The organism is Clostridia bacterium, assembly GCA_036562685.1.
GTDB lineage: Bacteria > Bacillota > Clostridia > Christensenellales > DUVY01 > DUVY01.
On record DATCJR010000134.1, the window covers coordinates 1 to 26,915 of the forward strand.

Consider the following 26,915-nt stretch of genomic DNA (forward strand, 5'->3'; position numbering starts at 1 on the left):
CATTGGACCTATACCTTATAAAGATATAGATATAAGCCAAGAATATATTGATATCGCTGACATTTTTTTGGATTTGGGCGCAGATAAATTCTTGTTTGAAACCATGCCCGAATTCAATATTTTAAAACCCGTTTTAAAGCATATCAAAGCCAAAAAGCCTAATAGTTTTATTATTGTATCTTTTGCTGCCGGTCTTGACGGCTATACAAAAGCAGGGCATTACTACAAACAGCTTTTGGACATCGCTCAAGACGAAGATGCCGTTGATGCGATCGGGCTTAATTGTCTTTGTGGTCCTGCTCATATTTTGCAGCTTATAAAAGATTATTCGACTAAAAAACCTATGAGTGTTATGCCCAATTCGGGGTATCCTGAATCAATAGGAAACAGGCTGATATATATAGATAATGCCGAGTATTTTGCAACCAAATTATTAGAATTAAGACAAAACGGTATAAAGATTTTGGGCGGATGTTGCGGAACGACGCCGCAGCATATCAAAAAAAGCAGATTGATGCTAAATGATTTCAGCCATGAAAATATAGTTGATGTCGCTGTAAAAAATCCTAGCGTTGATCAAAAGCCAGTAAATCAAAACGCTTTTTTTGATAAATTAAAGCAAAAAAAATATCCGATTGCAATTGAATTGAGAGCGCCAGTTGATACCAATGCAGATTATTTGATTTATGGGGCAGAAAACCTGAAGATTAACGGCGCTGATATAATAACCATTGCAGACAGTCCGCTTTCACGCACGCGTGCAGATAGCTTTATAATAAGTTCAAAAATAGCACGAGATGTTAATATTGATGTTTTGCCGCATTTGACATGCCGCGACAAAAATATAATTTCGATAAAAGCTGCTTTATTAGGGCTTAATATCGAGGGTGTCAACAATGTCTTTGTAATCACAGGAGATCCGATTATAGCAACCGATCGCAGCAATATTAAGGGCGTTTTTGATTTTAACTCTATAGGGTTAATTAAATATATTGACAGCCTTAATCAAACTGTCTTTAACACAAATCCTTTTTTGATTGGAGCTGCGCTTAATACAAATGTTGTTAATTTTGATCTTGAACTAAACCGTGCAAAGCAAAAAATACAGGCAGGAGCAAAATTCTTTTTAACTCAACCTATATTGACTCAAGAGGGTATAGAAAGAGTAAAAAGAGCCAAAGATTGTTTGAATACATATATCTTAGCAGGCATAATTCCGCCCATAAGCTACAAAAACGCTATTTTTTTGAATAACGAAGTAAGCGGTATTTCTATACCTGAAGAATTAATTGAAGAACTCAAAAACAATCCTCAAAACGAAGCACAGGTTTCTTTAAATTTTTCTATGAAAATAATTGAACAGCTAAAAGACGTTTCTGACGGATTATACATTATAAGCCAAAGCAAAAAAGTATCTTTGGTTAACAGTATTCTAAAAGCTGTAAAATCTTTTAAAAAAATATAAGCAATAAAAAAATCTGCCCAAGATTTTATATGGGCAGATTTTTTTGATTTTTTATCAAATTAGTGCTTATTAAATTTTTGAGCCAAAAGTTGTAATGATTCTTCCAAAGATATTTCTTTCTTTTTATTAAAATTATTATTTCTTTGATTGGTGTTGTTTTTATTATTTTGGCTGGTATTCTTTTCATAGGTTACAGGGTGTATGTTTGGATTATCAACGCCTTTCATTGTCAGGCTTATACGGTTTTTGGCAGTGTCCACGCCCAAAACTTTTACCTTTACAACTTCGCCTACACTCAACACATCTGACGGATGTTTGATATAAAAGTCTGCAATTTCAGAGATATGAACAAGTCCGTCCTGATGCACGCCTATATCAACGAACACGCCAAAGTCGATAACATTTCGTACCGTTCCGGTTAATTCCATGCCTACTTTTAAGTCTTCTATACTCATTATATCGCTTCTTAATTGCGGCTGCGGCAATGAATCTCTTATATCTCTACCGGGTTTTAAAATTTCTTGGATTATATCATTTAGAGTAGGAACACCGATATTGCATTCTTTTGCTACTTTCTCTTCGCCTTTTATCTTTACAAGCTCTGGCAGTTTTGCGACTGACTTAGAGTCGTTGATATCAAGACCAAACATATCCAATAATTTTTTTGCTGCTTCATAGCTTTCGGGGTGAACAGCAGTGTTATCTAAAATATTATCGCCGTCTGATATTCTCAAGAACCCTGCGCACTGCAAAAATGTCTTTTCTCCAAGTTTAGGCACTTTGAGCAATTCATTGCGGTTTTTAAATCTTCCATTTTCTTCACGATAGCTTACTATGTTTTTAGCAATAGAAGTATTAAGACCTGCTATATAGGACATAAGCGCATAGCTTGCAGTATTTACATCAACGCCTACTCTGTTAACGCAGTCCTCAACTGTGCCTTTTAGGGCAGTATCTAGTCTTGCAGGCGGCATATCGTGCTGATATTGACCTACGCCTATAGAACGGGGTTCTATCTTAACAAGCTCTGCCATAGGGTCTTGCAGACGTCTTGCAATGCTTATTGCACTTCTATGTGCAGGTTCAAGATCAGGAAATTCTTCGGCTCCTAGCTTGGAAGCAGAATAAACAGAAGCGCCTGCTTCATTGACCACTGCATAAGAAAGATGATATTCAGGTATTTCTTTTATAAGGTCAGCGACAAATATTTCTGTCTCTTTTGAAGCCGTACCGTTACCTATGGACAATAACTGCACATTGTGCTTTTTTATAAGTTCTTTTAACTTTTCTTTTGCTTCTTCTATTTTGTTTTGGGGCGGAGTAGGATATACAACTGCCTTATCCAAAAACTTTCCATATCCGTCTACTACTGCAATTTTGCAGCCTGTACGATAAGCAGGGTCAATGCCCATAGTAATTTTATTTTTTATGGTAGGCTGCATAATAAGCGGACGCAAATTGGTTTCAAACATCTTAATAGCTTGTTCAGACGCTTTTTCAAACAGTTCATTTCTGATTTCGCTATCAAGAGAAGGCTTTATAAGTCTTTTGTATGCATCATCAGCAGCGGCTTTTACCAATTCTGAAGTAGGAGCTTCTTTTACAAAAAACTTATACATTGTATTTTGAGATATAGTTTCATCTAATTCGATAACAACATTAAGACAGCCTTCTTTTTCTCCGCGGTTAATAGCAAGAATTCTATGGCTAGGAATAGTTTTTACGGGCTCTTTGTAATCCTTATACATCTCATATACTGCACGGCGTTCGCTTTCGGCTTTTTCTTCCGAAACAAGAGTCGTTGCAATATTGCCTTTTTCATAAATAAGTTCTCTTAATGTCTTTCTCAAGGCAGCATTGTCAGACATTTTTTCACAAATGATATCAAGTGCGCCTGCAATGGCTTCTTCTACGCTGTTAACCCCTTTTTCTTCATTGATGTATTTTTGTGCTTCTTTATTGATATCTGTCTGGTCGGGATTTTGTTCAAAAATCAAATCAGCAAGGGGTGTAAGTCCTTTTGCAGCAGCAACAGTTGCACGAGTTTTTTTCTTAGGCTTGAAAGGACGGTAGATGTCTTCCAATTCTGTCAAAGTCTTGGCATCTTCTAAAGCCTTGCCTAATTCATCAGTATAAACATTTTGTTCTTTTAATGATTCTATAATAACATCTTTTCTTGCTTCAAATTTTCTTAGATAATCAAGTCTATCTGCAAATTCTCTCAATTTTTGATCGTCGCAAGCTCCCGTCATCTCTTTGCGGTATCTTGCGATAAACGGAACAGTGTTACCTTGATCGAGTAATTCAATAATGTTTGCGGTATGAACTGGACTTATTCCCAATTCAGCCGAAAGTGTAGCTTTAATGTCCATTTATAACTCCGTAATGATTAATAATAAAAAACATTATAACATATTTTTGATGTTTTATGCAGTTTGACAATATTATCTTAGTTTTATTTTTGTGCCAAATCTAAGATTGGTTTTGCAATACTTATAGATGTCTGTTATAATGTTAATGTTTTATTATACTGTTTTATTATAAATTTTTAGGAGTTAAAATGACAATACAAGCATTTTTAAAGATGCAGATCATAAAAAAATATTTAAACAAGATAAAAAGCAAAAAGCATTTTGATGCTGATTCTTCTGAGCAATATAAATTAGATCCGAAAGCCGAAGAAAAGTCTCATAACTCCCATTATTTTTCTGGACATGGCATAAACGGTCAAAGTCTTGTTTTTAGATTGGGTGAAATAAGCAATAACGATAGTGAAATATGGTTTGCATATAGTGATGGCACGGGCAATAATTATATTTGCGCACATCAAAAGGCCGAATCTGACCAGACCGTGATTAATATCACTTGTATAGAGCCTGGAAAAAAATGGAAAATTCAATTTAGCGGCGGAATAATACAGGACACAAAAACTCCTCTTAATATCTGGAGCAATCCTAAAGGTGTTAGAGTAATACCTGCTGTTTTTGACGGCGAATTTGTCGCAGATCATGACATCTTTGATTTTAATACTCAAATGGATGTAACACCTATGGCAAGGGCAATCACTTTAATGCCCAAGTTTCCCAAGCAATTTTTAAAAGAACTAAAAGAAAATAATAATCCTGTATATTACGAACAAAAGGGAAAAATACAGGGCGTATTGAATATATCAGGAAAAAAGATAGTAATTGATTTGCCTGCCGTTCGCACTCATGCCTATGGAAAAAGGGATTTGAATGTCCAAAATAGACATATACGCATTTATGCATTTACCAATAATAATCAGTTTATAAACATTAATTTGCTCGGACATTCTCAAATAAAGGAATTACAGTCGGGATATAAAATTATCAATGATAAGATTGTTTGTCTAGACAGTTGCACATCAATTCAAGAAATACCGTCTGATGGCAAAGTTCCTGCCAGATTTGAAATTTTAGCCAGCTTTTTAGATGGAAAGAAATTGGTTGTAAAATGCGAAAAAGAATGCCAATTTGAGTTTCCTTTTGAAAACGGCAGTTATACAGTATATGAAGGATTAGCGAAGTTTGATATTAACGGTACTAGAGCACGCGGTGTAATAGAGTTTGGATATAATACAAGTGAGATAATATTGTAATCATTTTTTTGTATAAAAACTTGACATCTTTTTCACAGGAATATAATATAAAATATAAATCTTAAATATAATAATTATCCAAATCAAAATCAAAGTTTTTTTCAAAACTTAATCTATATATTTAGGAGAATACTATGAACTCTCAAAAGCGTATTGTAGCCATACATGATATTTCTTGTTTTGGCAGATGTTCTTTAACCGTTGCGCTTCCCATTATTTCAGCCGCAGGAATTGAAACAAGCGTAATACCTACCGCGGTTTTGTCCACTCATACAGGCGGCATTTCAGGCTTTACTTACAGAGATTTGACTGACGACATTTTGCCTATTGTTAAGCATTGGCAAACACTTAATCTCGAATTTGACGCAGTTTATACAGGCTTTTTGGGTTCTTTTGAACAAATTGATATAATTAGTCAAGTTTTCGATATGTTAAAGACCGAGGATAATCTGATAATAGTCGACCCTGTTATGGCGGATAACGGCGAACTATACAAAATTTTCCCCAAAGATTTTCCAAAAGGTATGAAGAAGTTATGTCAAAAGGCAGATATAATTATTCCCAACTTGACAGAGGCTGCTTTGTTGCTTGACGAGCCTTATAAAAACGGACCTTATACCAAAGATTATATTGAAAGTATTCTTAAAAAGTTGGCAGGTTTAGGTTGCAAAAAAGTTGTGCTAACAGGCGTTTACTTTGATGACAAAGATTTGGGCGCTGCAGCTTATGATGCTCAAACTGGTGAAATAAGCTATGCCTTTGCTCCAAAGATAGAAGGATATTACCATGGCACAGGCGATGTTTTTGGCAGTGCTTTGACCGCCGCTCTCGTAAAAAATAAAACATTGGCAGAGTCAATAAAGGTCGCAGTACAGTTTACCTCAAAAAGCATTGAAAGAACACATCAAGCAAAAACCGATATCCGATTTGGTGTCAATTTTGAAGAAGGATTGCAAGATCTGTTGAAATAATTTATTAAAGATTTTTTGACAGCTTCCTTATTTGGGAGGCTGTTTTTTTACACCTTTGATTTTCTAAAAGCATATATACGATAAATAAATCTTTTTGGAGGGGTTTATGTTTTTTAGAAATTACATAGAGCGAGCAATTGCTGTTATCAGAGGAGGACATCATTATCCTAATATAAGCGGAGAGGTAGAGTTCAGGCAGTTAAATGAAGGAGTAGAAGTTACTGTACGTATTTATAATCTTCCGCCGTTTACAAGAGAAGATGATCTGGTTATAAGTCCTTTTGGCTTTCATATTCATGACGGAAATTCGTGCGATGAAGGCACTCTTGACAATCCTTTTCCCATGACGGGAGGGCATTACAATCCCGAAAATACAATACATCCCAACCATGCAGGCGATTTTCCTGTAATTGTACCTATGTCAGACGGAACAGCATATATGAGATTTATAACAGATAGATTTAGATTAAGAGAAGTATTGAATAAACCAGTTGTAATACATCAATCGCCAGATGATTACAGGACACAGCCGGCAGGTAATTCTGGGTTAAAAATTGCTTGCGGAATAATCACAGCAGTAAGATAAAACAAAAAAAACAGCCTGTTAAAATAACAGGCTGTTATATTTTATCTGTTTTCTTCTGCTTCAAGGTTTTTGAAAGCTGAAGACATCATTAATTTTATTCGGTTAAGCTGATTTACTTCGCTTGCACCTGGGTCATAGTCAATGGCCACGATGTTTGCCTTAGGATTTTGACGTTTTAACTCTTTTATCATACCTTTACCGGTTACATGGTTAGGCAGACATGCGAAAGGCTGCATACATACAATATTATTAACACCGTCATGCATCAATTCGAGCATTTCTGCTGTTAAGAACCAGCCTTCTCCACACATTGAACCTAAATTAACAATATTGCTTGCCATTTTTGCTTTTGTCTTAATATCCATAGGATAGCCAAAGCGAGTTTTCTTAAGCTCTCTGATCATAGGCGCGCGAATAAAGTTAATAACGCTTATTAAAATATCGTTTTTTATCTTAGAACGCAAAGTTCCGTCAAGAAGCCTGTATTTTATTGTTGCGTTTTCAAAGCCGTATAAGAAAAAGTCCAGCATTTCAGGCATTACGGCTTCGCCGCCTTCCTGTTCAATAATTTTAACTATCTGGTTGTTGGCGCCCGGATGATACTTAACCAATATTTCGCCGACAAGTCCTACACGAGGCTTTTTGATGTTATTAACAGGAATAGCATTAAAATCTTTTATAATTTTAATCAAATTATTTCTAAACTTAAACAGATTAATAGATTTCAAAGATTTTTTGCATTTTTCTTCCCATTCTTTATGCAGTCTGTCTGCGCTGCCTTGTTCTTTTTCATAAGGACGAACAGCATATAATAGACGCATAAACAAATCGCCATAAACCAAAGACATTACAAGACGAATTAACATCTTAAGATTGATTTTAAATCCGCTGCATTTGTCAAGACCCACAAGGTTAAATGAAATGACAGGTACTTGTTCCATACCAGCTTCTTTTAGCGCTTTTCTCAAAAGCGGTATATAATTGGTAGCTCTGCACCCGCCGCCTGTTTGTGACAGCATTACTGCAGTAGTGTTAAGGTCGTAATTGCCTTTTTGAAGAGTATTGATTACTTGTCCTAAGGTAATTATGGTAGGGTAGCAGGCGTCGTTATTGACATATTTTAGACCTACATTGATTGCATCAGGATCATAATCAGGCAAAATGTCAAGCTTATATCCAGAAGCTCTGATAGCTTCAGATAGCAAACTGAAATGGATAGGCGACATATTGGGCGCGATGATAGTATGTGTTTTTTTCATCGCCTTGGTAAAGTCTTTTTTAGGTTCTCTTGAAGGCGGCAATATAGAGCATATATTTTTTCTTTCACGCTCATTAATTGCAGCAATCAATGACCTAATTCTGATTCTAGCTGCGCCTAAGTTATTAACTTCATCAATCTTTAATACTGTATAAATCTTGTTGGCTTCATGCATTAATTCCATGACCTGATCAGTAGTTACCGCATCAAGTCCGCAGCCAAATGAGTTGAGCTGAATAAGTTCAAGATTGTCTGTATGTCTTACAACTTCGGCGGCGGCATAAAGACGCGAATGATAAACCCATTGATCTACAACTCTTAACGGTCTGGGAGTTTTTCTCAAATGGCATATACTGTCTTCGGTCAAAATTGCAAATCCGTATCTGTTTATCATATCAGCGATACCGTGGTTGATTTCGGGATCGATATGATAAGGACGGCCTGCAAGCACAATGCCTTTTTTTCCTGTTTTTTTCAGTTCTTCTATTACTTCTTCGCCTTTTTTTCTGATATCATCCTTAAAGTGTGCCTGTTCTTCGTAAGCCGCATCAACAGCCTGATAGATTTCAGCTTTTGATATTTCAGGGAATACCTCAGCTAATCTTTCTTTCATTCTTTCAGGATTATTTAAAGGCAGAGTAGGCGATAAGAATTTTACGTCATTTTTTAATTCATCAATGTTGTTTCTTAAAACATCGGGGTACATGCACACGATAGGGCAGTTATAGTTGTTATCTGCTTGAGGATCTTCCTTTTGCTCATAAGGAATACAAGGATAGAAAATAGTTTTTACTCCGCGTTTTATTAATGAAGCAATATGTCCATGAGATAATTTTGCCGGATAGCAAACGGATTCCGAAGGCATAGTTTCAATGCCTAGATCAAAAATAGCTCTGGACGAACGAGGAGAAAGCACCACCTCATAACCAAGGCGTGTGAAAAATGTATGCCAGAACGGATAATCTTCGTACATTCCCAAAGCTCTGGGGATACCGATTTTTCCACGGGTAGGATTTTCGGGGTTTTTATAATAATTGAATAGTCTTTGATATTTGTATTGATACAAGTTAGGCAACAAACCAGGGGGCAATTCTTCGCCTGCGCCTCTTTCACAGCGGTTATTGGTAATAATTTTTTGACCGTCTGAAAACTCTGTTATTGTCAAAAGACATTTGTTGCCGCACAATCCGCAATGTTTTGAAGTCTTTACTGGATTTAAATTTTTTATTTCTTCAAGCGTTTTTAAGGTAGATGCTTGTCCTCTATAATTATTTCTTGCAATCAACGCCGCACCAAAAGCACCCATAAGACCAGCGATATCAGGACGTACAACCTCTCGCTTGCTTATAAGTTCAAACGCGCGCAAAACTGATTCGTTAAGGAATGTTCCGCCTTGAACGATAATCTTTTCTCCTAGTTCTTGAGGATCGCGTATTTTTATAACCTTGAACAATGCATTTTTTACTACCGAATAAGAAAGACCTGCACTTATGTCTCCAACTTCTGCGCCTTCTTTTTGAGCCTGCTTTACGCGCGAGTTCATAAATACTGTACAGCGTGAGCCCAGATCGACCGGATTAGCAGCCAGCAAACCAAGCTCAGCAAATTCTTCAGCTTTTAGACCAAGGGCAGAAGCAAAAGTTTCGATAAAGCTTCCGCAGCCTGAAGAACATGCTTCGTTTAACAAAATGCTGTCGACGGTTTGATTTTTTATTCTGAGACATTTCATATCTTGTCCGCCGATATCCAGAATAAAATCAACTCCAGGCAGAACATATTCTGACGCAGTATAATGCGCCATAGTTTCTATTTCACCCATATCAACGCCTAATGCTTTTTTGATAAGGTTTTCGCCATATCCTGTAACGCAAGAATATGCAATATAAGCATTAGAGGGCATTTTGGTGTAAATTTCTTTTAAGATTATACTAACTGTTTTTAAAGGATTGCCGCCGTTTGAACCATACCAAGAATAAACAATCTTACCGTCTGAATCAATCAAAGCGGCCTTTGTTGTAGTGGAGCCTGCATCCAAGCCCAAAAAGCATGCTCCCTCTGTTTGAGACAAATCGCCCTTTGGAATAGTAGCTTTGCGATGTCTTTCTCTAAAGCTTTCAAGTTCTTCTTTGCTTTTAAACAAAGCAGGCAATCTTGAAACCTCTTGTTCTTTTATTGTCGCCAAAGTGGCAAGCTTGCTTTCTATTTCTTGTTTTGTTTTTATTTTACTGTCAACAGATGATAAAGCCGCACCAATGGCGTTAAATATTTCAGAATTTTCCGGAACTATTACTTCATCTTCAGTTAAATTGAGTGTTGTAATAAAGCGTTTTCTCAATTCAGGCAAAAAATGCAAAGGACCGCCCAAAAAGGCGACATTTCCTTTTATAGGCATACCGCAAGCCAGACCTGAAATAGTCTGATTGACTACAGATTGAAAAATAGATGCAGCCAAATCACTTCTGGGCGCACCGTCATTAACAAGTGGCTGAATATCGCTTTTAGCAAAAACACCGCATCTCGAAGCGATAGGGTAGATAGTTTTAGCATTGGCTGCCAATTCATTCAAGCCGCTTACTTCAACATTAAGAAGCGTTGCCATCTGGTCCAAAAACGCACCTGTTCCGCCAGCGCATGTGCCGTTCATTCTTTGTTCGACGCCGCCTTTATTAAAGTAAGTGATTTTGGCATCTTCACCGCCAAGCTCTATCGCTACGTCTGTTTTAGGTGCTAATACTTCTATTGCTTTTACGCCTGCTACGACTTCCTGTATAAAAGGAATATCAAGCCACCTAGAAACAGATATACCGCCGGAGCCTGTAACCATGATATGAAAATTATCAAACTTTTTAAGCAGCTCTTCAACAACATTAATCAATGTCTTTTTTATATCAGAATAGTGCCTTTGATAAGAGCTAAACAATATTTTATTGTTTTCATCTAAAACGGCAGTTTTAATTGTGGTTGAACCAACGTCAAGCCCAATAGAGATCATTCTTGCTTTTTTACCTCTTTTAAGCAATTATTATAAATATATAAAAATATTAATTCTTATTAAATATTATAGGTTATAATTATAACAAAGAAATCACAATTCGTCACTTTTTTGCTTATTGTTAATAATTGTAAAATCTAAATAAAAATAAAAAACTTTTGGGAATTTTGCTAGATTGATGTCTTAAGATTAATAAAAAATCAAATCCAAATAAAATTGGATTAATAAAAAAGGTTTTATAATTAAACGCCCTGCATAGTTTTAGCAGGGCGCTTTTTAAAAGACTTAGTCTTTAATATAAGGCTTCAAATCTTTTATAAGTTCGTCCACGTCTTTTCCGTCATGGATTTCTAGGGTAATGGGTTTGGACAAATCCAAACTGAAAATTCCTAATATTGATTTTGCATCTACAGTATATCGGCCGCTTTTAAGGTCAGTTTCAACCGTGTATTTGCTAACGGTATTAACGAAATCCTTTACATCAGCATAAGTAAGACTGAGCACAACAGATTTCATTGGTCTTTCCTCCTTATAACTATTTATTACATTATACAATAGTTAAACGGGATATGCAAGCTGAAAATTAAATTGATTAGCTTTTTTTCATGTGATATAATAACATAAAAATCAAATCAAAATCATAAACATCATCATTTAAAGAGGAGAGATATGAGTATTGGTTCACCCGATGCATTTACAAAAGCCTGCGATGAAATGTCTTGTGCAAAATTCATAATGTCAGATAAATACATAACACAGGTCTTAAAATCAATCGCTGCATATCCGCGCCTTTATGAAATTTTAGCATGTTGTGTTAAAGATTATGATTTTCCGGCTGCTTTGGCTGCAGCTAGCATAAGTGTTGCACCTAATGTATATAAAATAAAATATCCCGAATCAAGAGAAGAATTTTGTGCGTTTGTTTTTTCAATGCTTTGGGAAATCGACGCAAAAAGACTTAATTTGACTAGATTTTTGCAAGAATTTTATATGTCAGATACAGATAATATAAATACAGCATACAAAAATTGGTGTTATGATGTTATTTTAAAGTTCAAAAGAACAGCGTTAGGGCTTTTAAACATCAACAACGATAAACTATATTATAATAATGAGGTATCAAGACCGCTTAATCGTGCTCAGGCAGAAGAAATATCGACATATGTTTCTGAAATGATAATATTTTTATCCAAAGAAAGCGATATTGATATTGATGTCAGAGAAGAATTATATGTTTTAGCGCAGCTTCTTAACAGCAGTCTTAACGGCAGACCAAAACTTGTTTATGGACTTTGGATAGGTCTGAAAAACACCGCAAAACCGTTTTCTTTCTTGAACTATTACTTAGATAATATAGAAAGACTCTTGAAAACCTTTGGAATAATCAATGTTGGATAATATCTTTGTTTTGGCATAAACTAAGGTAAAATTATATGGATAATGTCTTGATGTTTGAATTTTGCATAGACGGCAAATTCCTCAGCATTTATTGCGGCATCTTAGAGGATAATCACTTCGCCTATGCTTTTTTTGACGGCAAGTCAGCGTCACGAAAATTCTTAAGAGGCGAATGCAGACTTTTCAAATATCAATTTCAAGCCTTAGAAAATATTTTTACGCCAGAACGCCTTAGATTTTCGCTTTATGGCGAAGTAGGAATTAGCTGTGATATAAAAATAACCAATCACAGCAAGTTCCAAAGCAATCGCGGGCTTGCCAATATTTTGCCCCGAAATGTTCATATAGAATTTATTTCACAGTTGAGTGAATTTGTCGGTGAGGTTACTATAAATGGCAAGACATATCAAGTAAATGATTGGGGATACATTCATAGAATATCTACCAAAAGACTGCCAGACAGGTTTTATGCGCTTAATTTATTGGGTGATAATGTATGCCTTGCTTCTTATATGGCTAGCAATGCCATTTGGATATATAATTTTGATTCTTTTTTGACGGCAGGCACAATAGGCGGTCAATATTATAGATTCGCCGATTATAATCTTTCTACTATTTCAGTGATTGATGACGGTAATCATCTGTTAGTAAAGCTCCAAAAAGGCAAAACCGAACTTAATCTTTGCGCAGAGTGCGGAAACGAGCAATTCATAAAGTATAATAACAGAATTATTAGAGCCAATAATTATACCAAGGCAGATGTTGTGCTTAATGTCGGCAACAAGCAGGTATATAAAGGCAGTGTATCTGCGAGCTTGCTAATTAACGGCAAAATTAAAGTCGGCAAAGATGTAGAAACATCTAAATTTTGTGAAGCCTCTGTTTTGAATTAAATTTTAATTTTGGTAAAAACAAAATATTAATATACTTGACATTAAGACTCTTTTTGATTAGAATTAAATATGCTTTTTTGCGGAATTGTGTAACGGTAGCACATACGGCTCTGACCCGTACAGTCTAGGTTCGAACCCTAGTTCCGCAGCCAAACAAAATCTAATCCGAGCCAGACACGGTATCGGATTAGCAGTTGCAGCAGTTGTAGTTGCAACTGTTGGAGCAACTGCACCGGCAGTTGTTGCAGTAGGCGCTGGAGTTGTTGCAGGAACTGCAGCTACCACATTAACTTCAACTTGTTTAACAGTTGCAATGGTTGCAGCAGGATTATCTCTTGCCGCAACTGCAGTAGCCTCTATAGATTTTGAAGGTGTAAAATATGAATTAAAAGAATATTCTAAGGTTGCTAAAGAACTAATAAAAGGTTTTTATTACTTGGCAATTGGTGATAAAGATGGTAGAATGTTGGTATCTCCGATTAGAATACCAACTGTAGTACTTGCTTCTAAAGCAATGCAAGCTGGATTAAGCGTTTATTCTCCAGACCCATTAGAGGCATATGCGGTAGCACAAATGGCAGGTAACGGAATGGCTCCGGTTTTAGACCCAGCTCACCAAAATGGATATTTTGCTCACTATCATGCATATGGAAGACCTAAGCCATCTTCTCACGCATTCTATGGTATTCCAACTGCAAAAGGATGTTATTAAAAAGGATTTAAAGTATGATGAGAATAGATTTCACAAAAGTAAATGATTTACTAACTAAAAAATATAAGGCAACAATCATTACAAAACAACAATTTAAAGATGCTGTTTATGGTTTTAATAGAGAAGATATAGACGATGATATATCTACTCTTTCTGAGGGAATAATAACTAATGAAAATGCAATCTTTTATTTAATTAATGATATAGAAGTATTAAATAAAAATTGTCAATGCATTAATCCACAAATGTATCCTTTAGGTAAAACAATGCCAGCACCATTGTCAGGATTTATGCCATATATTCTTTTTATTGCAGAATTATCTAATGATAAATCTGAAATGATAAATTATGCCAAATGGGGATCATTTGCTGATAATATTTTTGACGAATTATATACTTTAAAAAAGCAACAAGATAATATACCAGCAAAATAAATTTCATAAAAAACAAAGGAATAATTTTTTATTACTTTGTTTTTTATTTGTTTCCTATATCTATTCAATACTTTTTATCTTAATAAGTTCTATTGAATCGTTTTACGTTTGATTCACTCAGCCATATGCCACCATAGTCTAGCGGTCAGGACGCTGGCCTCTCACGCCGGAGACTGGAGTTCGATTCTCCATGGTGGTGCCAGAAATTTAAAGACCACAATCTTGTGGTCTTTTTTATTTTATCTCTATATGTTAAATTTTTATTAATCCGCGCCATAACTTGATAAGTTTAAAAGATTAATATATAATTGCATTAATTATGATTTTTCTAAAGAACAAAATCGCGCAAAAGCCTATAATGTCCACGCCCGCGAAAGCTATGTATGGGTTTGGAAGCTTGGGCTTTTGCATGGTTTCTCAGACCGCGACATCGCTTTTAATGTACTTTGGAACCGTCGCCCATCTTATGCCGGGAACATTGATGGGCATAGCCTTGTTTATCGGCACGATTTGGGACGGCGCTAGCGATCCGATATTCGGCTCGCTGTCCGATAGAGCCAAGAGCAAAATATTTGGCCGAAGACACGGCTTTATGTTCTTTGGAATGTTTGGCGTCGCCTTGGTCAATATATTCCTATGGTGGCTGCCTAAAACTTTTCCCGTCTGGGCTAAGTTTATTTGGTTTGTGGTATTTATCCTGCTTTTCCAAACATTCAACACAATCTTTCAAACGCCTTATCAAGCGCTCGGCGTGGAACTAGCCAGCAGCTACGACGACCGCTCGTCTATAGAAGTTTTTAAAACAATTTTCTTCTTGATAGGAATGATTATTCCTATCGTGTTACTGGCTGTAATTTTTACCGACAAAGAAAACGTAGAGCAATACCAAACGATGGCCTATATAGGCTCTTGCGTTATGCTTATATCAAGCGCCTTAGCCTTTATGGGCACATATAACCAACTGCCTAGACTCAATATTAAGGCGCGCGAGGGCACAATAGAGAAAAAATCGGTTTTAGTTGTATTTGTAGATTTTATAAAATCCTTTAAGGTAAAAAACTTCAGAGCCTTAGTCGTAGGATACGCGATATCCTTAATGAGCGCGGCGTTCTTGACGTCTATTGGTCTACACTTCTTCCAATACACCTTTAACCTAGACTATACTCAAACCGCGATAGCATTGGGCGGCTTGTTCTTGATGACGATATTGTCCCAGCCCATTTGGATGTTCATATCCCGCAAACTCGACAAAAAAGGCGCGCTCATTATGGGCGTGGCTATAGGGCTTGTGGGCATAGTGTATGAAGGATTTGTTTTCATTTCGTATTACTATCTTAATACCATTGTGGACGGGGAACTGTTTATTTACCTAGTCGCCGGAATGCTGGTAATAGGCTTAGGCGTAGGCGCGATATTCTCTATGCCTGGTTCTATGATGGGCGACCTAATAGCCGTCGAGCAAGCCCGCACCGGCATAAACAAGACCGGAACGTATAACTCCTTTATGACCTTCGCTTATAAGCTATCCCAAAGCTTTTCGTCCTTTATGGCGGGCATAATTTTGGATATTATAGGCTTCGACGCTCAAAAAGAGATGAGCAAAACGGTTTTCGCTTCTCTAGGCTGGGCGGTATTGGCTTGTATCTTTATAGTGCTTACGGTAAGCATTATATTCTTTGCCCAATACAGCATTACCAAAAAAGAAATCCAAGAACTTACCGCAAACGTTTCAAACAACATTATCGAATAAAATCCTTAATAGTCATAAAAATAAAACAGCCTTTAAAAAAGGCTGTTTTTTTCATAAAAAAAAATCCCGCCAATGCCGTCTGACGCTAATTTATATACCCGCTTTCGCAGGTGGGTGAATCGACGCCGTATCTGCCTTCCTCCGCTGTCTGGTTTTTAAGCCAGTGAAATTACTGAGGCCTGACATCAAGCGGCTGTACGCATTCTCCCTTTTCTTTTCTGTGGGCATAAATTACGCGCCATAACAAACACAGCAGGAGCTAATATAATTTATGTTCTGTCTATCTGTATTATACTACATCGTTTATTATTTAATCAAGGGCTAAAGGTTTGTTGTCAAAAACTTACAACGCTTTCCTTGCGCGATGTTTTTTCATATTTTATAATATGAAATCAATTAGAATTGTTGACATACCGTCACAATATGTTAAAATCAAAGCAATAAAAATTAAGGAAACATATATGCAAAACGCTAGACACCTAAATCGTTCTGTTTATAATATCGCCTTAATAGCCGTGTTCGGCGCTTTTATTTTCGTGTTTACCGCGTTTGTCCATTTCCCCGTAGGAATGGGGTATGTCCATTTGGGAGACATATTTATCTTTGTCGCTTGTATGTTTTTAGGCTATTACGCGGTCATTCCATCCGCCATAGGCAGCGCTTTGGCCGATTTATTTTTAGGCTACAGCTTTTACGCGCCGGCGACTTTAATAATAAAAGCGTTGATGCCCGTTATTATGCTGCTGATTAAAGGCAAAAAGCAATCCAATATACTCGTATTGATTGGAATGATTGCGGCGTCGGTGTTTATGCAGATAGGCTATACTTCTTTTGAGGTTTTGCTAGTTGCGATAGGCAACCCCAACGCTACCACATACGCCGCGGTATTAGCCCCGCTTTTGATATTGTCTAATTTTACCCAAACCTTGTTCGGGGTAGCGGGCGGCTGGATTTTGATTAAGGTATCCCAAAAACTCAATTTGTTTGATAGAATAAAGGTGTTGATTTCTATAGAAAAGGAAAATCACGAATGAAGTTATATGTCTTAGGCTGTATGGGGCCTTACCCCGAAAAAGACGCCGCCTTAAGCGGTTATTTGGTGGAATCAAAAAGCGCTAAGGTCTTATTAGACTGCGGCAACGGCGTTTTGGCGCGGCTTCAAAATTATACGGACATAATCAAACTTGACGCGGTGATTTTGACGCACTTGCACGCCGACCATATGTCGGATATCTTGGTATTGAGATATTACTGCGCTTTTAACAACCTAAAATTAGACGTTTATTTGCCCCAAGAAGACAGCCTAGAATACAGTCTAATATCTTCTTGCGAAAACTTTAATATTATCAATATCGAGCCCGACAAAACCTATAAAATCAAAGACTTAAACATCCATTTTGTCGAGATGGCTCACCCCAAAAAGTGCTTTGGGGTAAGGCTGGAAGACGAAAAGGCAGTCTTGGCCTATACCGGGGACACCACGCTAAACCCTAACCTTGATAAGCTGACTTTGGGGGCGGACACGGTATTAATGGATTGCGCCTTTCCTACGCAAGCTCATAAACCCCAAACGCCGCATATGTCGCTGTCCCAAGGCGCGCTGTATGCCCAAAATAAGCCGTTTAAACTTCTTGTGACGCACATAATCCCCAATACCGATATAACTAACGAGCTAAAAGAACTTGGTCTAAATAGAGTCTATCAGGACGACATATACGAAATTATCCGTCAGGGATATAACTTAATCAATAGAGCGGGGGAATAAAGATTTTTTATAGACCAGAGGTAAAGATTTAAGATAATTAAAGACAAATTAAAAGGGCCGTCGATAACGGCCCTTTGTTATTAGTCTTCAAATTCGTCTTTATATTCTTTAGGAACATATTTCTTCTTTCTTACCAAACGTTTGCCTGATTCCGTAATTATGACATCGGGCTGTTGAGGTTCGACCGCTTCTTCCTTAGGAGTTTCGGGTTTAGCTTCTTCTTTCTTTTGAGCGGTGTTTATAGTGACGCGGCGGTCGTATGTCGCTGCGCTTTTCTTCCTGCTGAACTTAAACTTAGGCAGGATATCCGAAATTAATATCATAACCAGGCAGAATACAAACAGCAGCGAGAAGAATATAACAGGCAGCAGCCACCATTCAAAAGGCTTTTTATTTTCGGTTTCGTCAGGAGTTTCGGAAGAAGTCTCGCTCAATACGACTTTTTTAATGCTATCAGGTCTTAAGTTCTTGTCGTCTAGCGAAAGCGCGGCTTTGCCTTCGTTATATTCGGTCTCGTCTATTTTATCTACGATAATTTGGTCTACGATAACCAAGCCCGAAGCCAAAGCGTCAGGTTTTGTGTTGTCGCCCAACCAAATCTGCAAGGTATGAGTTACCTCGGAAGAAGAGCCTACGTTGACGTAGAAGTGATAGTCCACGAAATTATTGTCATAGTTGAATTCGCGGTTTTCTGTATTGATATTGTCAAAATAATGATTTTCTGAGAGCAATATCCTTGCGCCTTTGCCTTGAGGTATGTTTACGGTCTTAATTCTTACGGTTACGCGATAAAACGCGTTGGATTCGTAAGATATAGCGGTTTTTTGCTGCATACCGTAAGCGGTGGGGTAGGGGCTGTAAATTATCATAGCGTAAGGAGATACGTTATCCTTTCCGATTTTAGCCTTGTCTAAACCGCCTAAAACGGAAGCGTCGTATTCGTCAAGGTTAATGCTGCCCACCTTTACGGTTCTGATATCGGCAAAAGGATTAATGCTCGACCAGTTTAAAAGCTTCTTTAAAGCGCCATCCGTTTCCTCAAAGGTTTCAAAGTTTTCATATAAGAAGCTGTATTTCTTGTCATAAACGCCTTTAGCGTTCTTGAATTCAGCTTCGTCTACGGTAACGGCGTCTACAAAGTCCACAAACAAGTGACCGCTTGCGTAATACTCGTTCTTGAATCCGCCTTCCTTGCCAAGCCAGATTTCCAAAGTCAAAGTTTGAGCGTTGTTTCCGCTGTAAACATAGAAATTAAAAGTCCTAAATTGATTGAGCGTGTCAATGTTGGAATGTCTAGCTATTACGATGTCGCCTTTCTTCAAAATAAGTTCCGCGCCGTAGTTGTCGGAATTTAGTTGAGTCTGCAATTCGACAAAAATCTTTTTATAGGTGTTAGCCTCGACGGAGATATCTATAGAATATCCGTAAGCCGAAGGCGCGATATTGGCTATCATTAACAAGTTAGTGTTAGGTCTGTCGGTCGTAAAGGGATAGGAAGGAGCGCCATAAGCTTGGCTGTTGGCGTCAAAATGCGCTTTGTCGCCTCTGACTATGCCCGCGATAGTGTTTTTATCGTTATTAGTCAAAGTCTTCCAAGAAGCTACGGGCAGAGGATATTTATATTCTTTGTAGTTGCCAATCGTCTCAAAATTCCCGTTGTCCACTGCGGGGCTGCCTTGGCTGTCGCTGAATGTGATTAATGTTCCATTGGTGCTGTTTGTGCTAAAGTCTTCGGGCAAAATCTCTTCCAAGGTTATATTGTCAAAATAAACCTTGCCCGAAGCGGGATCTGTGCTGTTGCCAAGCCACAGCTCGACATATATTTCTTTATCCATCAGGCTGGAGCCCCTAATAAAGAAGCTGCCTTGGTTCCAGTCTTTTAGCCAAGTGTCAGAGCCTAAGTTTCCGGAGAAAGTATTTAGAGTGCCTTGAGTGGTAAACTTTCCGTTTTCATCCTTGGTGGATATAGCCGCGAAAGCGGTTCCGCTTACGACTTTATTTTTTTGCCATATTCCAAGATGATAGAATTTATGTCTTTCGATTTTAATAGCCTTAGAACGATAGCCTACATAACCAGGCGCGGAAGCGGAAAGTTTTAAGCAGTGGTCGCCAAAAGGCATATATATTTCGTTCTCTAGCGAAGCGCTCGCCGTGCCGGCAATCAAATCCCAATTAGAATAACCGCTCTCAAAATTGCCTTGGAAAGATTCGGGCAATATGTTGTTGTTATATTCGTCGGCGAATAAATCGTTCGGGCCTTGGATGCTCTTGTTGTAATTATAGGTTTCGTAAGAAATCGGCTGCAAAAGCGCTTTGTCAAAGAACACAAAACCCGAAGCGGGCCTCATTGTCTTGTTGCCGTCTTTATCTTCACTGACATCGCCAAGTTGCAGGGAAACTTGGATCGAAGCGCTCTTATAGCTGTAACCCGAGAAATAAATGGAGTATTGCGTCCAAGATTGATATGTATTAATCGGCTTGCTTATAACATTGATGTCGCCGGTAATGGCTATAAACGCGCCGTAGTTATAATCTTTACCAATTTTGGAGAAATCGGGAGTGTAAACATAAACGCTTAACTTGTAATAAGAATTGGGCTTTATTTCAAAAGAGTTTGATTTAAAAGCGTAAGCTGTCTGATTAAGAGTGCTTATCATTAAAACATTTGCTTTGTCGGAATTCTTATCGTTAGGGCTTAAGATACTTTCGTTAAAATTTTGATTTCTAAAGTCTTCGGGTAATTGATAAGGGTTGTCCTCGTCGCTTACTTTAGCTATAAACGAATCTAGCTTAAGGCTTATAACTCCGGCCGCTACCTTGGAGGATAGCTTTGAGTCCATTACTTCGCCCGTCCAATCGGAAGGCGAAGCGGGATACGAATCGCCCGCGGAAGAAAAGCTGTCGTCTATCAAGTTTTCCATCTTTATAACAGGCGGCTCGTAATCGTATGTATCCGCAGCCTTAACAAATTTTAAGTTGCCTATTATTGAAGCAAATGCTATAATAACGCCTAGAAAAAATACGCTGAGTTTCTTAATCATTTGGTTTTCCTTCATAAAGTCCTTTTTAAATGGCTTCGTTCAAATTGTAAACTATCTATTATTATATAAAAATAACTTCCCAAAATCAATTAAATACGCCTTTTTTCTATTTCTTTGATATTTTTGCTCTCCTTGGCTCAAAATAACTATCGCGATGAAAAAATTTCCAGAAAAGATTACTCTATTAATATGTGGAGCATTAATAGGTTTTATTAATGGTTTTTTTGGCGGCGGCGGCGGTATGATTGCTGTGCCCGTCTTGGAGCGAATTTTAAAAAACGACACCAAAATCGCCCACGCCACGGCAATTTTAATTATTTTGCCACTTTGCATATCCAGCGCGATAGTTTATATCGTCTCTGGATATTTTAAGCTGGACAGCGGTCTGCCTGCGGGCGCGGGCGTAATAGCGGGCGGAATTTTGGGCGCGGCGCTGCTTGCCAAACTCAACAGCAAGACAATTAGGATAATTTTCGCGGTGGCTATGACTTTGGTCGGGCTGAAAATGGCGATTTTCCCATAAAACAAGCGAGGGCAATATGTGGCGGATTATTAAATTTATACTCATAGGTTTCGCGGGCGGCATATTAGGGGGAATGGGTATGGGCGGCGGCACGTTGACTATACCACTGCTGACAATGCTTGCCGGAGTGGAACAGCATACCGCTCAGGCTATTAATTTGGTGGCTTTTATACCTATGGCGTTAATCGCCCTAATCGTCCATTTTAAGAACAAATTGGTCAAAACCCAAGGTGTTTTATATATCATAATACCAGCGGTCGCTTTAAGCGTTTTGTCGTCATTTATCGTTAAAAAAATTAATTCTACCTTGCTCTCAAGGCTTTTTGGCGTTTTTTTGGCGCTGCTGGGGCTGTGGATATTAATTGATAATCTATTTATCCATAAAAACTCAAAAAAAGCATAAAAGTCTCCTTGCATTTTTTGCCCTTTTTTTGCGCACTCTAAAAACTGACTATATTTTAGGGAGACTTTGAAGTTGGACGACAAAATTAAAGCGGTTATAATGGCGGGCGGCAAGGGCACAAGACTGCTGCCTTTGACTCAAAACTTACCCAAGCCCCTAATGCCCATTTTAAACAAACCTGTCATTTATTATATAATCAAATTACTATTAAGCTACAACATCAACGACATTGGGGTTACGCTGATGCATATGCCCCAAAAAATTATAGACACCGTAAACAGCCTGTTTCCCCTTAATTTTCATTACTTTATAGAAATTCAACCTTTGGGCACGGCAGGCAGCGTAAAAGCCGCCAAACATTGGCTAAACGACAATCCCTTTATAGTCATAAGCGGCGACGCGTTGACTAATTTAGATTTAGCCCAAATTTACGACGCCCACTTAAAAAGCGGAGCGGATATCACTATGGCGGTCAAGGAAGTCCAAAATCCTTCGCTTTACGGCGTGGTAAAAACGGATAAAGACGGGTTCGTCGCCGATTTTATAGAAAAGCCCAAGGGCGGCCAAGTTATAAGCAATATTATCAACTGCGGCATTTACGTAATCAACCCCGAAGTATTAAAATATATTCCTAAGAACGCAATGTTCGATTTCGCCAAGGATTTATTCCCCATAATACTAAAAAAGGGCAAAAAGATATATACGCACAAAATAGACAAGTATTGGTGCGATATAGGCTGCATAGAAGAATATTTTAGGGCCAATATGGATATGCTCAACGGCGTAAACGGCTTGGACTGTTACACCAAAAATGTTCCCGAAATATACGATATAGCCTTTAGAAAAACATATTTCGGCAAGCGAAGCTTTGTAGGCTTAAAAGTAGACATCGGCAATAATGTCATAATAGGCGACAACTGCCATATAGACGGCAACATATCTTTGTCAGACTGCATTATTTTTGACAACACTATCTTAGACGTTTCTTGCCACGGCGCTATCGCCACGCCCGAACACTACATTCCCGTTTTATTCAAACAGCCGCTTTCGTCCGAGCAAGAGCAGACCGCCGCGGGGAAATCATATTAGTCCTTTAGGGTGTATCCAATCCGTTTTGAATTTGTAAAATTCCGCCAAATGATATATAATGGTTTTACAAAACTAAAGACTAAATAATTTTTGGAGGCTTTTTGGATACACTAAAAGTAATTTTTTTGGGCGGAGTAGGAGAGATAGGCAAAAATATAACCGCCTTTGAATATAAAAACGATATCATAGTAGTGGACTGCGGCTCGGCGTTTCCGAGCATAGATATGCCCGGAGTGGATTTGGTCATTCCGGACGTAAGCTATTTGATTGACAACATCCATAAAGTAAGAGGATTTTTTCTAACCCACGGCCACGAAGACCACATTGGCGGCTTGCCTTATATCTTAAAACAATTCGGATTAAGAGTTCCTATTTACGCGTCAAACATAACCTTGGCTCTTTTGGAGCATAAGTTTAAAGAGCATAAATTAGACAACGTCAACGTAAACGAAATCAGAAAAAACTCCGTTATAAAAGCGGGCGCGTTTACGGTAGAGTTTATCAAGGTCAGCCATTCCATTTCGGGCAGTTTCGCTTTATATATAGAATGCCCCGCCGCAAGAGTGTTCCACACCGGCGACTTTAAGGTGGACTACACGCCTATCGACGGCGAGATGATTGACTTAAGGCGCATAGCTGAAATCGGCAAAAAAGGCGTGACATTAATGTTGTCCGAAAGCACCAATATAGAGCGCCCCGGCTATTCTATGAGCGAGTCCACCGTGGGCAAGTATTTAAATAATTACTTTGCCCAAAACGCGGGCAGGCGCTTGATTGTAGCCACTTTCGCGTCCAATATCCATAGAATCCAGCAAATAATAGACCTGGCTCAAAAGTTTGGGCGAAAAGTAGCGTTCAGCGGCCGCAGTATGTTTAATGTTTTGGAAGCGGCGTCCAAGATAGGCGAGATTAGATTGGACAAGAATTTGATCGTCGACTTGGAGCGGACCAAAAAAATCGACGACTCCAAGCTGGTCATTATCACCACCGGCTCTCAAGGCGAGCCTATGAGCGCTTTGACAAGAATGGCAAGCGGGGAATTTAACAAAGTAAAAATCACCGCCAACGACACGGTAATAATATCCGCTTCGCCTATCCCCGGAAACGAAAAACTAATATACAACGTCATAAACAACCTATACGAAAAGGGCGCTAAAGTCATCTACGAAGACTTAGCAGACGTTCACGTTTCGGGACACGCCTTTAGGGAAGAGCTTAAGCTTATATATCTATTGGTCAAGCCCCGCTACTTCATTCCAGTCCACGGCGAGATTAGGCATCTAAAACAGCATATGGAAATGATAGCCGATTTAGGCCACAACCCCCACAATATGCTTATGGCGAAAATCGGCGACAAGATAGAAGTATGCTCTAAATATATGAAAAAGGCCGAAACCGTAAGCGCGGGCAATGTCTTGGTGGACGGCGCGGGCATAGGCGACGTGGGCGCCGAAGTGTTAAGAGACAGAAGACACCTGTCCGAAGACGGAATGCTGCTTGTAATAATGGGCATAGAGCAGGGCGGCGAAGTTTCGTCTATAGACGTCATCACCAGGGGCTTTATATACGCCAAAGAATCGGCGGATTTAATAGAAGAAATCAAGCAAGTTTCAATTAATTCTGTAAACGGCATAGACTTAAAGCTGCAAATCGACAGAGAAATATTAAAAAACAATATCCGAAAAAACTTGCGCAACTTCTTAAACAAGAAAATCAAAAGAAGTCCAATGATTTTGCCTATTATAATTGAAAACTAAAATGCGTTTGGAAGATATTTTAGACTATTGCCGTCAGCGCAATATTCCGACTATAAGCGAGCCCGCTTGGCAACAATTAGATAAAGCGCTGCAAAAATATAAGCCCTATAAGATATTAGAAATAGGCACAGGTTCAGGATATTCGGCAATCAAGATTTTAAACTCGGTTAAAAACTACGCCGACTTAGAAAACATAAGCTTTACCACTATAGAAATAGACGCCGAACGGTTTGAAATCGCGCGCGCCAACCTAAAGGCTATGGGGCTTTATGCGCACGCTGAAATGATTTTGGAAGACGCGGCGGCGGTTTTGGGTTTATATGTCTTGCAAAATAGGTTGTTCGACTTTATCTTTTTAGACGGGGCTAAAGGGCAGTATATATACTATCTGCCCAATCTATTAAAGATTTTAAAAGACGGCGGAGTACTATTTTGCGACAACCTGACCTTTCACGGAATGTCCAAAGACGGCAAAAACACCTACCACAAAATGCGCACTATAGCTGTAAACTTACAAAGGTTTGAGCGCGAACTGAGGAATTGTCCCCAGCTAAAATGCGAAATAATAGAAACAGGAAACGATTGCGTGGCAATCTGCCAAAAGATATAAGAGATGAAAAAGATTGAGTTGTTAGCCCCCGCGGGCAATATGGAAAAACTAAAAACCGCCCTGTATTTTGGGGCTGACGCCGTATATATGGGCGGGCGTAATTTCAGCCTAAGGCAATACAGCCAAAACTTCTCAGACGAGGAAATCTTCGAGGCGGCAAACTACGCCCATAGTTTAGGCAAGAAAATATATGTCACCGTAAACATCTTCGCGCGCGATTACGACTTTAAAAAATTAACCGAATACCTAAAAATTTTGGAAAGCGCCAAAGTCGACGCCGTAATTGTAAGCGATTTGGGCGTTATGGACACAGTGTTAACCAACACAAGCCTTGACGTCCATATAAGCACTCAGGCAAACACCACCAACTCAAGGGCGATAGATTTATACGCTAGACTAGGCGCTAAGAGAGTGATACTTGCCCGCGAGCTGACCTTAAAAGAGATTAAGGAAATAAAACAAAACCTAAAGAGCGATATAGAGATAGAAGCCTTTGTGCACGGGGCTATGTGCGTTTCCTATTCGGGCAGATGCCTGCTTAGCAACTTTTTCACTGGCAGAGACTCTAACCGGGGCGAGTGCGTCCAAGCCTGTCGCTGGGATTATGTGTTAACCCAAAGCTCTAAGCCCGGGAAAGAGCTTATAATCAACCAAGACGAAAAGGGAACATATATCCTTAATTCTAAAGACCTAAATATGCTAGGCTACCTAGACCAACTAGCCCAAGCCGGCATAGACGCCTTTAAGATAGAAGGGCGAATGAAGACATCCTATTATGTGGCAACCATTGTCAATGCTTACAGGCGGGCGCTAAATTGCTTGTATAACGGCAAACCCATTTCCGAATATATTTTGAGAGAGCCTTATAAGACATCGCACAGAGAGTTTACCACCGGTTTTTATTTTAACAACCCCGAGCAAAGCTATTCGTCGTCAAAAACTATTCAAACTTACGACTTTGTCGCTTTGGTCAAAGATTATGACAACGGCAGGGCGTTAATAGAGCAAAGAAACCGCTTCGAGGCAGGCGACGAGCTGGAAGTTTTATCGCCTTCCGAGGCGTTTTTGAAAACCATAAAAGCGGAAAAACTTTTCGATTTGGAAGGCGCGCCCGTAAAAATCGCCGACAAAGTCCAGCAGGAATTATATCTGGAAACCGATATACGGCTTAACGCGGGCGATATATTAAGAAAAAAACAAAAAAATTCTTGACCTAATGCTATATATTGGATTATAATTGCTTGGGCTAAGAAAAGCTTATTGCCAAACTTTACATATTTTATTTGTGTTCTATTATGGTATAATAAACTCGAAAAATAATGCAGTTGACTGAATGACCGCGTTTTATCAAACGATAAAGCGAGGAAAGTCCGAGCATCGCAGGACAGGGCGCTGGATAACGTCCAGTGAAGGCGACTTCAAGGAAAGTGCAACAGAAAGCAAACCGCATACTTTATGTATGTAAGGGTGAAAGGGTAGGGTAAGAGCCTACCGCGCATATGGCGACTTATGCGGCATTGTAAACCCCGCCCGATGCAAGATAGAGAGCGCAAGGTGGTCCGCCGTAGCTCTCGCCAAAATCGCTAGAACATATCGGCAACGATATGTCCAGACAGATGGTCATTCTCGACAGAACTCGGCTTACAGGT

Annotated in this window: 21 protein-coding genes, 2 tRNA genes and 2 other RNA genes; 20 read left to right on the forward strand and 5 right to left on the reverse strand. The window is 38.6% G+C overall.

The features are described 5' to 3' along the window. Positions 1-1,465: bifunctional homocysteine S-methyltransferase/methylenetetrahydrofolate reductase (locus tag VIL26_05985; protein ID HEY8390483.1), on the forward strand; the 1,465-nt coding region annotated here is incomplete at its 5' end. A 59-nt stretch (positions 1,466-1,524) separates the two neighbouring features. Here VIL26_05985 and VIL26_05990 read toward each other — a convergent pair. After that, on the reverse strand, positions 1,525-3,837 hold the full coding sequence (locus tag VIL26_05990) for a Tex family protein (GenBank protein HEY8390484.1): 2,313 nt from the start codon (positions 3,835-3,837) through the stop codon (positions 1,525-1,527). Between the two features lie 188 nt (positions 3,838-4,025). Between VIL26_05990 and VIL26_05995 the strand changes: the two genes are divergently transcribed. From VIL26_05995 to VIL26_06005, 3 genes are all read left to right on the forward strand, one after another. Further along, positions 4,026-5,084: a hypothetical protein gene (locus tag VIL26_05995; GenBank protein ID HEY8390485.1), complete on the forward strand. Its 1,059-nt coding sequence runs from the start codon at positions 4,026-4,028 to the stop codon at positions 5,082-5,084. 134 nt (positions 5,085-5,218) lie between these two features. Next, positions 5,219-6,055: a pyridoxamine kinase gene (locus tag VIL26_06000; protein ID HEY8390486.1), complete on the forward strand. Its 837-nt coding sequence runs from the start codon at positions 5,219-5,221 to the stop codon at positions 6,053-6,055. A gap of 106 nt (positions 6,056-6,161) precedes the next feature. Further along, positions 6,162-6,641 (forward strand): superoxide dismutase family protein, encoded by a 480-nt coding sequence (locus VIL26_06005; GenBank protein HEY8390487.1) that lies wholly within the window; start codon positions 6,162-6,164, stop codon positions 6,639-6,641. A 41-nt stretch (positions 6,642-6,682) separates the two neighbouring features. Here the strand turns inward: VIL26_06005 and VIL26_06010 are convergent, their stop codons facing one another. Together VIL26_06010 and VIL26_06015 are read right to left on the reverse strand one after the other, a co-directional pair. After that, positions 6,683-10,891: an acyl-CoA dehydratase activase-related protein gene (locus VIL26_06010; protein HEY8390488.1), complete on the reverse strand. Its 4,209-nt coding sequence runs from the start codon at positions 10,889-10,891 to the stop codon at positions 6,683-6,685. 285 nt (positions 10,892-11,176) lie between these two features. Next, entirely contained in the window at positions 11,177-11,407 is a 231-nt protein-coding gene (locus VIL26_06015) for an HPr family phosphocarrier protein (GenBank protein HEY8390489.1), read from the reverse strand. Positions 11,408-11,560: 153 nt separating this feature from the next. Here VIL26_06015 and VIL26_06020 point away from each other — a divergent pair, with 153 nt between their 5' ends. The 7 genes from VIL26_06020 (at position 11,561) to VIL26_06050 (ending at position 16,078) form a co-directional block, all read left to right on the forward strand. After that, positions 11,561-12,289 (forward strand): hypothetical protein, encoded by a 729-nt coding sequence (locus tag VIL26_06020; GenBank protein HEY8390490.1) that lies wholly within the window; start codon positions 11,561-11,563, stop codon positions 12,287-12,289. 35 nt (positions 12,290-12,324) lie between these two features. Then, a complete protein-coding gene (locus VIL26_06025; protein HEY8390491.1) occupies positions 12,325-13,182 on the forward strand; it encodes a hypothetical protein in 858 nt (285 codons plus the stop codon). A gap of 78 nt (positions 13,183-13,260) precedes the next feature. After that, positions 13,261-13,334: transfer RNA gene (locus VIL26_06030), tRNA-Gln, on the forward strand. A gap of 161 nt (positions 13,335-13,495) precedes the next feature. Continuing rightward, positions 13,496-13,894, forward strand: a complete 399-nt coding sequence (locus VIL26_06035; GenBank protein ID HEY8390492.1) for a hypothetical protein — start codon at positions 13,496-13,498, stop codon at positions 13,892-13,894. Positions 13,895-13,908: 14 nt separating this feature from the next. Continuing rightward, a complete protein-coding gene (locus VIL26_06040) occupies positions 13,909-14,328 on the forward strand; it encodes a hypothetical protein (GenBank protein HEY8390493.1) in 420 nt (139 codons plus the stop codon). Between the two features lie 127 nt (positions 14,329-14,455). Further along, positions 14,456-14,530 (forward strand) — tRNA-Glu (locus tag VIL26_06045). A gap of 117 nt (positions 14,531-14,647) precedes the next feature. Beyond that, positions 14,648-16,078, forward strand: coding sequence for an MFS transporter (locus tag VIL26_06050; protein ID HEY8390494.1), 1,431 nt, complete (start codon positions 14,648-14,650; stop codon positions 16,076-16,078). Positions 16,079-16,137: 59 nt separating this feature from the next. On the opposite strand, the gene ssrS is transcribed toward VIL26_06050, so the two are convergent. After that, positions 16,138-16,340, reverse strand: a non-coding RNA gene (gene ssrS, locus VIL26_06055) — 6S RNA. A gap of 124 nt (positions 16,341-16,464) precedes the next feature. On the opposite strand from ssrS, the gene VIL26_06060 reads away from it, so the two are divergent. Next, entirely contained in the window at positions 16,465-17,112 is a 648-nt protein-coding gene (locus VIL26_06060) for an ECF transporter S component (protein ID HEY8390495.1), read from the forward strand. Continuing rightward, positions 17,109-17,843 (forward strand): MBL fold metallo-hydrolase, encoded by a 735-nt coding sequence (locus VIL26_06065; GenBank protein HEY8390496.1) that lies wholly within the window; start codon positions 17,109-17,111, stop codon positions 17,841-17,843. The genes VIL26_06060 and VIL26_06065 overlap by 4 nt, the downstream gene beginning before the upstream one ends. A gap of 80 nt (positions 17,844-17,923) precedes the next feature. Here VIL26_06065 and VIL26_06070 read toward each other — a convergent pair whose 3' ends face one another. Further along, the gene (locus tag VIL26_06070; GenBank protein HEY8390497.1) at positions 17,924-20,884 is read right to left on the reverse strand and encodes a hypothetical protein; all 2,961 of its coding nucleotides are present in this window, start codon (positions 20,882-20,884) and stop codon (positions 17,924-17,926) included. Positions 20,885-21,038: 154 nt separating this feature from the next. Here VIL26_06070 and VIL26_06075 point away from each other — a divergent pair, with 154 nt between their 5' ends. From VIL26_06075 to rnpB, 7 genes are all read left to right on the forward strand, one after another. Further along, a complete protein-coding gene (locus tag VIL26_06075; GenBank protein HEY8390498.1) occupies positions 21,039-21,407 on the forward strand; it encodes a sulfite exporter TauE/SafE family protein in 369 nt (122 codons plus the stop codon). Between the two features lie 16 nt (positions 21,408-21,423). Beyond that, entirely contained in the window at positions 21,424-21,810 is a 387-nt protein-coding gene (locus VIL26_06080; GenBank protein HEY8390499.1) for a sulfite exporter TauE/SafE family protein, read from the forward strand. A 72-nt stretch (positions 21,811-21,882) separates the two neighbouring features. Beyond that, positions 21,883-22,899: an NDP-sugar synthase gene (locus tag VIL26_06085; protein ID HEY8390500.1), complete on the forward strand. Its 1,017-nt coding sequence runs from the start codon at positions 21,883-21,885 to the stop codon at positions 22,897-22,899. A gap of 101 nt (positions 22,900-23,000) precedes the next feature. Beyond that, positions 23,001-24,656, forward strand: a complete 1,656-nt coding sequence (locus tag VIL26_06090; GenBank protein HEY8390501.1) for a ribonuclease J — start codon at positions 23,001-23,003, stop codon at positions 24,654-24,656. Between the two features lie 7 nt (positions 24,657-24,663). Beyond that, positions 24,664-25,266 (forward strand): class I SAM-dependent methyltransferase, encoded by a 603-nt coding sequence (locus VIL26_06095; GenBank protein ID HEY8390502.1) that lies wholly within the window; start codon positions 24,664-24,666, stop codon positions 25,264-25,266. A 3-nt stretch (positions 25,267-25,269) separates the two neighbouring features. Then, positions 25,270-26,478, forward strand: coding sequence for a U32 family peptidase (locus VIL26_06100; GenBank protein HEY8390503.1), 1,209 nt, complete (start codon positions 25,270-25,272; stop codon positions 26,476-26,478). A gap of 109 nt (positions 26,479-26,587) precedes the next feature. Further along, an RNA gene (rnpB, locus tag VIL26_06105) (RNase P RNA component class A) lies at positions 26,588-26,915 on the forward strand; the annotation flags it as partial.

Bases quoted from the DNA above. Each gene is read 5' to 3' on its own strand.
- VIL26_06065 (HEY8390496.1), top strand. From the start codon at position 17,109: ATGAAGTTATATGTCTTAGGCTGTATGGGGCCTTACCCCGAAAAAGAC.
- VIL26_06035 (HEY8390492.1), top strand. From the start codon at position 13,496: ATGGTTGCAGCAGGATTATCTCTTGCCGCAACTGCAGTAGCCTCTATA.
- VIL26_05995 (HEY8390485.1), top strand. From the start codon at position 4,026: ATGACAATACAAGCATTTTTAAAGATGCAGATCATAAAAAAATATTTA.
- VIL26_06070 (HEY8390497.1), bottom strand. From the start codon at position 20,884: ATGATTAAGAAACTCAGCGTATTTTTTCTAGGCGTTATTATAGCATTT.
- VIL26_06100 (HEY8390503.1), top strand. From the start codon at position 25,270: ATGAAAAAGATTGAGTTGTTAGCCCCCGCGGGCAATATGGAAAAACTA.
- VIL26_06005 (HEY8390487.1), top strand. From the start codon at position 6,162: ATGTTTTTTAGAAATTACATAGAGCGAGCAATTGCTGTTATCAGAGGA.
- VIL26_06050 (HEY8390494.1), top strand. From the start codon at position 14,648: ATGATTTTTCTAAAGAACAAAATCGCGCAAAAGCCTATAATGTCCACG.
- VIL26_06060 (HEY8390495.1), top strand. From the start codon at position 16,465: ATGAAATCAATTAGAATTGTTGACATACCGTCACAATATGTTAAAATC.
- VIL26_06010 (HEY8390488.1), bottom strand. From the start codon at position 10,891: ATGATCTCTATTGGGCTTGACGTTGGTTCAACCACAATTAAAACTGCC.
- VIL26_06015 (HEY8390489.1), bottom strand. From the start codon at position 11,407: ATGAAATCTGTTGTGCTCAGTCTTACTTATGCTGATGTAAAGGATTTC.
- VIL26_06000 (HEY8390486.1), top strand. From the start codon at position 5,219: ATGAACTCTCAAAAGCGTATTGTAGCCATACATGATATTTCTTGTTTT.
- VIL26_06080 (HEY8390499.1), top strand. From the start codon at position 21,424: ATGTGGCGGATTATTAAATTTATACTCATAGGTTTCGCGGGCGGCATA.
- VIL26_06040 (HEY8390493.1), top strand. From the start codon at position 13,909: ATGATGAGAATAGATTTCACAAAAGTAAATGATTTACTAACTAAAAAA.
- VIL26_05990 (HEY8390484.1), bottom strand. From the start codon at position 3,837: ATGGACATTAAAGCTACACTTTCGGCTGAATTGGGAATAAGTCCAGTT.
- VIL26_06025 (HEY8390491.1), top strand. From the start codon at position 12,325: ATGGATAATGTCTTGATGTTTGAATTTTGCATAGACGGCAAATTCCTC.
- VIL26_06020 (HEY8390490.1), top strand. From the start codon at position 11,561: ATGAGTATTGGTTCACCCGATGCATTTACAAAAGCCTGCGATGAAATG.
- VIL26_06075 (HEY8390498.1), top strand. From the start codon at position 21,039: ATGAAAAAATTTCCAGAAAAGATTACTCTATTAATATGTGGAGCATTA.